7 protein-coding genes are annotated in these 6,545 nt (G+C 53.5%); 2 read left to right on the top strand and 5 right to left on the bottom strand.

Annotated elements, in window-relative coordinates:
* The first annotated feature begins 288 nt into the window (after positions 1 to 288).
* The gene (locus IEW12_RS28635) at positions 289 to 1,116 is read left to right on the top strand and encodes a SprT-like domain-containing protein (RefSeq protein ID WP_188569582.1); all 828 of its coding nucleotides are present in this window, start codon (positions 289 to 291) and stop codon (positions 1,114 to 1,116) included.
* Between the two features lie 66 nt (positions 1,117 to 1,182).
* Here the strand turns inward: IEW12_RS28635 and IEW12_RS28630 are convergent, their stop codons facing one another.
* The 5 genes from IEW12_RS28630 to IEW12_RS28610 all read right to left on the bottom strand — a co-directional run bounded on the left by IEW12_RS28630 (position 1,183) and on the right by IEW12_RS28610 (position 5,723).
* Positions 1,183 to 2,331: a TIGR03118 family protein gene (locus tag IEW12_RS28630; protein WP_188569581.1), complete on the bottom strand. Its 1,149-nt coding sequence runs from the start codon at positions 2,329 to 2,331 to the stop codon at positions 1,183 to 1,185.
* 150 nt (positions 2,332 to 2,481) lie between these two features.
* Positions 2,482 to 3,150 (bottom strand): TorF family putative porin, encoded by a 669-nt coding sequence (locus IEW12_RS28625; protein WP_188569580.1) that lies wholly within the window; start codon positions 3,148 to 3,150, stop codon positions 2,482 to 2,484.
* Between the two features lie 34 nt (positions 3,151 to 3,184).
* Positions 3,185 to 4,474: a S8 family peptidase gene (locus tag IEW12_RS28620; RefSeq protein ID WP_229751410.1), complete on the bottom strand. Its 1,290-nt coding sequence runs from the start codon at positions 4,472 to 4,474 to the stop codon at positions 3,185 to 3,187.
* Entirely contained in the window at positions 4,471 to 5,121 is a 651-nt protein-coding gene (locus tag IEW12_RS28615) for a zf-HC2 domain-containing protein (protein ID WP_188569579.1), read from the bottom strand. Before IEW12_RS28615 ends, IEW12_RS28620 begins: the two co-directional genes overlap by 4 nt.
* Positions 5,118 to 5,723 (bottom strand): RNA polymerase sigma factor, encoded by a 606-nt coding sequence (locus IEW12_RS28610; protein ID WP_188569578.1) that lies wholly within the window; start codon positions 5,721 to 5,723, stop codon positions 5,118 to 5,120. Before IEW12_RS28610 ends, IEW12_RS28615 begins: the two co-directional genes overlap by 4 nt.
* Positions 5,724 to 5,950: 227 nt before the next feature.
* Here IEW12_RS28610 and IEW12_RS28605 point away from each other — a divergent pair, with 227 nt between their 5' ends.
* Positions 5,951 to 6,472, top strand: a complete 522-nt coding sequence (locus IEW12_RS28605) for a DUF2726 domain-containing protein (protein ID WP_188569577.1) — start codon at positions 5,951 to 5,953, stop codon at positions 6,470 to 6,472.
* The last annotated feature ends 73 nt before the right edge of the window (positions 6,473 to 6,545 follow it).

Genomic DNA, 6,545 nt, shown 5'->3' with positions numbered 1-6,545 from the left:
GCTTTTGCTTCTTTCCCGTCTCATTCCGCTCGTAAAACTCGCTCTCAAACAACCCTGTTTCCTGCTGTTCGTTTCGCGTCATTTACTGCGTGTCGCGACGGGAGCCGAACTATAGCAAGCCACTTCTGCACTGGCAAGCTTTTTTGTAAATTATTTTAAAAATAGTATTTTGCAGTTCCCAAGTGAGTTTGCACCTTAGCCCGCCCCTATATATAGAGCGAATAACAGAGATAGCAGGAAAGCTTCTTTTTCTTTGACATTCAATGTTTCGTACGATACATTTTTTGAATGAAAGTTACAGAAATCAAACCAACCGACGAGTTTTACGGGCGTCTGCAGCATGCCTTTGATTACTTCAACATGCAGCTTTTTGAAAACAGCCTGCCGCACTGCCTTATTACAGTACAAAGAGAAAAGAACACCATGGGCTTCTTTTCTGCCGCGCGCTGGAGCAAGGATGGCAACAGTGAGGTACACGAAATCGCACTTAATCCTGCCTATTTTGCCAGGCGCAAGGTCATTGAAGTATTCCAGACCCTGGTCCATGAGCAATGCCACGTCTGGCAGCATGAATACGGCAATCCAAGCAGAACCGGCTATCACAACCGGGAATGGGCGGAAAAAATGGAGTCGATAGGCCTGATGCCCAGCTCCACCGGCGAGCCGGGAGGGGAAAAGATAGGTCAAAAAATGTCGGATTACCCTATCGAGGCCGGCCGTTTCAAGCAAGCCTGCATCAGGCTGATCATGAGCGGCTACCAGTTCAACTGGGTAGACAGGCGGGTCGCAAGGCAAATCGGCGACGAGATGGAGCATCCAACAGGAGAAATGGATGATATTGATGCAGAAGAAACCTATGACGAAGATCTGTCCGATACTACCGACAGTGTAGAAATCACAGAAGCGCCGCTTGCGGTCAGGGCCGCAGAGAATGTATTGAGCCTGCCCATGTCAAAGCTCATTCCCAATCTCGCGCTGCAACTGATTTCGCCATCCATCACTGTGGCTAAAGCCAAGACAAAATACTATTGCCCCGGTTGCGGCGTGAATGTGTGGGGCAAACCCAGTCTTGCCATACGCTGCGAAGAGTGCGAGCTTTCCTTTATTCCCGCATAGACATGCATGCACAGGTGGCGAAAATCTTCCTTTCGCCACCTTCCCGCCAAAGCGACTCAAACCACCCTACTGCACATCAATCCGCCCATATAGTCCGTGCGCCTCTTCTGCAGGGCCTGCTGTAAAGAACAGGGTATTCACGGGCTGGTTATTAATCCCGTTTCCAAACGCGATCCCCCATAATCCATCAATGACAATCGGTGTGCCGTCGGCCTTACTGATGGTTCCAGCAAAACTACCGTCAGCCGGATCATACGCATTGATTTTGCCATCGCCAAAATTCGCGACCAGCAACTTGCCGCTGAAAGGCCCGAAATTGGCCGGCGCCATCGCAAGGCCCCAGGGGGCATTCAACGCGCCGGCTTTTACCAGTTGCTTAAGAAAAGTACCGCTGCTATCAAACACGTCGACAATTCCAAGCCCTGCTCCCATCACATCATCATGCGCCTGGGCATCCTGCTTGGCATAGGTGACATAAATATTTGAGCCTATGGCCTGTATGCCAAAAGGCGCAAAGCCAGCAGGAATGGACGCGTCCTTGAAGCCACCCGGCAGCGATACCTGGGTAAAAGTACTGTCATAGACGTCGACGTTTCCATTATGAAAATCAGTCGCATACAGATAGTTCACGCCAAGATAGCTGGAAATCGCCAGCCCTTTATAAACCTTGCCGCCGGCACCACCATCAACCACATTGATCGTGCTATTCAGATTCACCGACGGCGACCAGCCCGATACCGTGCCGGATTCGCCGACAAAAATGAAAGCGCTCGCGCCTGTTTTTCCGCCTTGGCTTACCTTGAAGTCCTGGCTGGAGTTAAAAACAATTCCAGTGGGACTATTTGCGCCGGACTGGCCCGCAGGCAAGGAAACTATCAGTGTTTGCGGCACGCCATTGCCGTCATACAAAGTCGAAGTTGAGCTTCCATTGTTGGCAACCCAGACAAAGCCAGTCGGATTAAAGGCAATTCCCCACGCATTTTTCAGGTTGGCATCTGTATTGGCAGCATTGCCGACCACATCGGAAACGATGCTTTTTGCAGAATAAGCCATCGTCACAACAGGCGGCGTTACCGGTGGAAGCTGCGTAGGAGCCGCCGGCGTGGCCATGCCTCCCCCATAGTCACTACCGCCACAAGCAGCCAGGCTACCAGCCAAACCTAGGGCAAACAAATTTGCTGCCAGCCATCCTGCACTACGAGTTTGAGTTTTCATCACATCTCCTTTTTGCTTCGACAAAAAATGCACACGGTTTCCCGTGTATCCTTGGTCATGGCAAAAAGGTTCTGAATTTATTTTCCGGCAAGCGCCGTCTGTCGGTCTGTAAAAATCAATACGGACAGTAAAGCCAGGAAGAGGCCGGCTTTAAAATGAATAGGACGCACTCAGCGTCAATGCACTTGGGTTGTGCGCGCCATATAGATAATAGCGGGAGCGGGTTTTCAGAACACCGACCCATGCCAGTTGCACGCGCCAATCGGCCCAACTGCTACCGACACCAAGCAATGCATCGACGCGCGACAAGGGAACGATGCCTGGGCCGTCCGCTCCGGAAAAAGACCTCAGATACCCCAGATGCGCCAGCAAATGGGTTCGCTCTGCAATCAGATGCGATGCATTCAATTCTGCATAAACACTAGGCATCGCCTGGCCAAAATAATTCGGAGATACGTATATTCGCCCGCTCAGGTCTTCAAAGCCCAGGCCCGCATATACTTCGGCATAGTTATAGGCCGCCGTTTTGAGGAACACGGAGTTTGTAACCCCGACTTCCCATGTCAGGCCGAATGGCAGCCGCTGCGCATACCCGGCATAGGCGATCACTTGCACGTCACGCCGCTCGCGCAACTCGGTACCGGCCCCGAAAGCGCCGACATACCATCCTGCCGGGCTGTCGTAGCCAAGACTCAATTGCGGCTGGGGTTTTCCGTCGCTTAACGAGATACCGCGGAACCTGTAGTCGGAAAGCACAGACACGCTCCCACTGACCTGGGACCGGGCGTCCGCAGCAAGGGCGAGCAGCGCCCCGGCCACGCAAAGCAGCCAAACAGAAGCACCGTTCTTCAAGTCAAGGATTATGATTTACTTTCAATGCATGTGCCGAGGAGCATAAGCATAGACACTTTCCTGCCTGGTTGGCAACAGTCGCACAAACATCAATGGAACTCAGCAAAGCCGCGCCGCTGTCATTCCCATCTGCCGCGGTGAGAACTATGCCTTCGCGAATATGGGAAGTTCGCCCCGGGTGCAGCTCCAGCAACAATGCCATCATGCCCGACACATGCGCTGCAGCGTATGAAGGACCTGAAACAAAACGCCATTTGGCGCCCGGCACTGTAGTCGGGATATCTCGGCCGGGAGCGATTAGCACTTGGGCTGTAGCGGCTTTTGCCGCGTCATCGCTGACCGCCACCACCCCGGGATAAGACGCAGGGAATCCCCCACCCTTGACATGCGGATCTACCGCACCAATAACTATAATGCCGCGACTCAGCGCGGCATCCACCAGTCGTTGCAGCAGCCGGTCAGGGGGCCCGCTCAAACTCAGGTTGATAATCTGCGCATTGTGCAAGATGGCGAAGTTAAGCGCCTTCCCCAAGGTGAAGCTATTACACTCGGCAGTCTTGCCCGGATTTTCCCAGCACGCTCGCAGAGCCATCAACTTTGCATCCGGCGCCACGCCGGCAATGCCCACTCCATTTCCAGCACGCGCCGCAATAATGCCGGCCACCGCAGTGCCATGAGATTCCGGTACATAGGGATTACCGTCAATGAAATTCTCTTTGAGTTGGACTTGCCCCTGCAAATCGGGGTGCGTATCCTCTATGCCGCTGTCAATCACCGCCACGCGAATATTGCGGCCGGTAGAAACACTATGGATTTCCGCCAGGTGCCAGGCCTTGCCACCCGGTTGCACCGGATACAGAGGGTCGCTGCTTTGCTGGGCATGAAATACGCCCATCTCCTGTACCCACTCCACCCTGGCATCCTTGGTGAGCGTATCAACAATCTGCGCAACCGATTCACGCGACGCACGCGCAGGCGCAGGCACCGCCATCACATAGCAATCGACACCCAGCATGGCCATGGGCCAGTCGCCTACCAGCGTCAAACCATGCACCCGAGCCAGATCCTCAGCGATGCGGCGGCGCGCACTGCGGCCACTATCGTCCGTATAGCGTCCGCTATAGCTGTTATCCGGGCGAAAATGAGGTGCAGGCAAATGCAGCATCACCAGGATTTGCGCAGGAGCACCCTGCCCCGGACGCTCAGCGCTCGCCGCCCCCGTATCTGCTGCATAGCACGCGGAAATAGCAACGTGGACAGCAAAAACCCAGAATGCCCAGAATTTGATCAACGTCCGCTCCCGGAATCCAAGGGCTCCGCCAATGCCACGGCAGGCTCTGCACGCAACTGCACCAGCGCCTGTGCCACCGAGGCCTCTGGAACGCTCAGTAAATACGCGTCACTCACCGTTGGACCATCCACCAGCCTTGCATTGCTTGCGTGAAGTATCCGCCGCAGGTCCTGCTCTTTAACCTCGGGCCTGAACATGACGACCAGATTGCCGCCCGCTTCCTTCGGCGTGCCCAGCACATGGTAGGCTGAATGGTCGGCAACAGGCGACGCGACCTGGAATAGCAGCCCAACGATAATCGCACATTGGGCGGCCAGTCCCCAGCGCATCCATTGCACATTCTCGCTTGAAAACAAGGAGCGCACTATTGCCAGCAGATTGCGCTTTGGCGCCTGCGGCTGCGCCGGAAGCTTCGCCAGCAGTTGCGCAAACGCCTTATCAACATCCGGCGCTGCATCGCTCGGCAGGTAGACGGATTGGAACTTGCGCTGCCATGCGATATCGGCCTGGCACTGCGCGCAATTGCGTATGTGCTCCTGCACCATCGAAAGCTGCTCACCTTCCAAAGTATCCGTAACAAACCACGGCAGCAATTCCTGCGCTGCCTTGTGCACCGTGGCATCCAAAGTAACTATACGCGCGCTCATCCCTGCGCCTCCACATAATAAGAAAGCAAAGTTTTCAAACGGCGGCGCGCATGGAACATGCGCGTCTTTACCGTGTTGACCGGACAATCCATGATCTCGGCGATCTCGCCGTAGGCCATGCCGTGGAAATAAGTAAGATGAATCACCGCGCTTTGCTCTATTGGCAAGGCGTGCAAAGCCTGCTCTATACTCGCATGCAGTTCCTTATGCATCACACCCTGCTCCGGCTCGTTCAAGCTTTCATCCAGGCAGATCTCATCATTGTCCTGCTCAAGCGGCTCATCCATCTGGCGCAGCCCCTTCAAGGCCTTTCTATAGGCAATTGCGAAGATCCAGGTAGATACCTTACAACTGCCATTGAAGCTGAATGCCTTTTGCCAAACCGTGAGCATCGTGTCGTTGATAATTTCCTCAACCAAGGCAAGGCTACGTGTCATCCGGCCGAGAAACTTTACCAGCCGGGGAAAATAATTCCGGTACAAGGCCTCGAACGCACGCCTGTCCCCCTCAGCAATACGGCTGATGAGGTGTTGTTCATTTAATTCTGTTGCTGAAGCCCTGCTTTCAGTGCCCGTGACGTCTGCTTCGCGATTCTGCGCCATCAACTCCCCTTTGTCTTGTCCGTATATACCCTGACGAAGCAAGACGGTTCAATCTATTTACAGAAATCAATCCTCCATACCCGAATTACATAACCATAGCCTAAAAGTATCAAATTGTTGCTTTTTGACTATTTTGTTTCATTTGGTAAAGTTCGTTACATTTACTCGACAGAAAGTGCATGCTGTTACATATAGTATTTAATAGTCGATTCGCTCAAGGAACTGCAATGAACATGACTTATCTCGCTTATATCTTAATCGTCTTTGCCCTAGGTGCAGCAGGATGGTTCATTTATAGCCGTCAAAACCGGAGTGAATTCGACTTCCGCAAGAAAAAACCGTTGAGCGATAGCGGCGAGCTCATGTATTGGAGACTGGCCAAGGCCTTGCCGGAACACCTGGTATTCACCCAGGTCAGCCTGCCAAGGATACTCAGTTCATCCCATGCCGAAGCCAGAAGTTCGATCGCCATGCAGGCGGTCAGTTTTTTGATTTGCGAAAAAGACCTGAATATCGTAGCCGCCATCGACATCGAGGAAAAATCGCCCAGCCGCGGCAGGAAGCAGGCCGACGAGGCAAAGAAATTTGCCCTGGATAAAGCAGGAATCAAGCTGATCCGATGGAAATCTGCTGCCCTGCCGGTTGAAACCGAGATATTGAGCCGGGTTCTTGGCATACGCCCCAAGGCGCCGCCGCTAAAGGTCGTGCCTCAGCAAAGCTTCGATACCGAAAATGGCACGCACGGCTAACCAACAAGCCTCGTCCAATAAAAAGGGAGTGGCATGGCCGCTCCCTTTTTTTGTTGAAGCAGCCAGTTCAAAC

It is taken from the genome of Parundibacterium terreum (genome assembly GCF_014636315.1).
GTDB lineage: Bacteria > Pseudomonadota > Gammaproteobacteria > Burkholderiales > Burkholderiaceae_D > Undibacterium > Undibacterium terreum.
This window is presented reverse-complemented; position numbering and strand designations above follow the sequence as displayed.

Coding starts and splice junctions, on each gene's coding strand:
- IEW12_RS28635 (WP_188569582.1), top strand. CDS start 289: ATGAAAGTTACAGAAATCAAACCAACCGACGAGTTTTACGGGCGTCTG.
- IEW12_RS28630 (WP_188569581.1), bottom strand. CDS start 2,331: ATGAAAACTCAAACTCGTAGTGCAGGATGGCTGGCAGCAAATTTGTTT.
- IEW12_RS28615 (WP_188569579.1), bottom strand. CDS start 5,121: ATGAGCGCGCGTATAGTTACTTTGGATGCCACGGTGCACAAGGCAGCG.
- IEW12_RS28610 (WP_188569578.1), bottom strand. CDS start 5,723: ATGGCGCAGAATCGCGAAGCAGACGTCACGGGCACTGAAAGCAGGGCT.
- IEW12_RS28605 (WP_188569577.1), top strand. CDS start 5,951: ATGAACATGACTTATCTCGCTTATATCTTAATCGTCTTTGCCCTAGGT.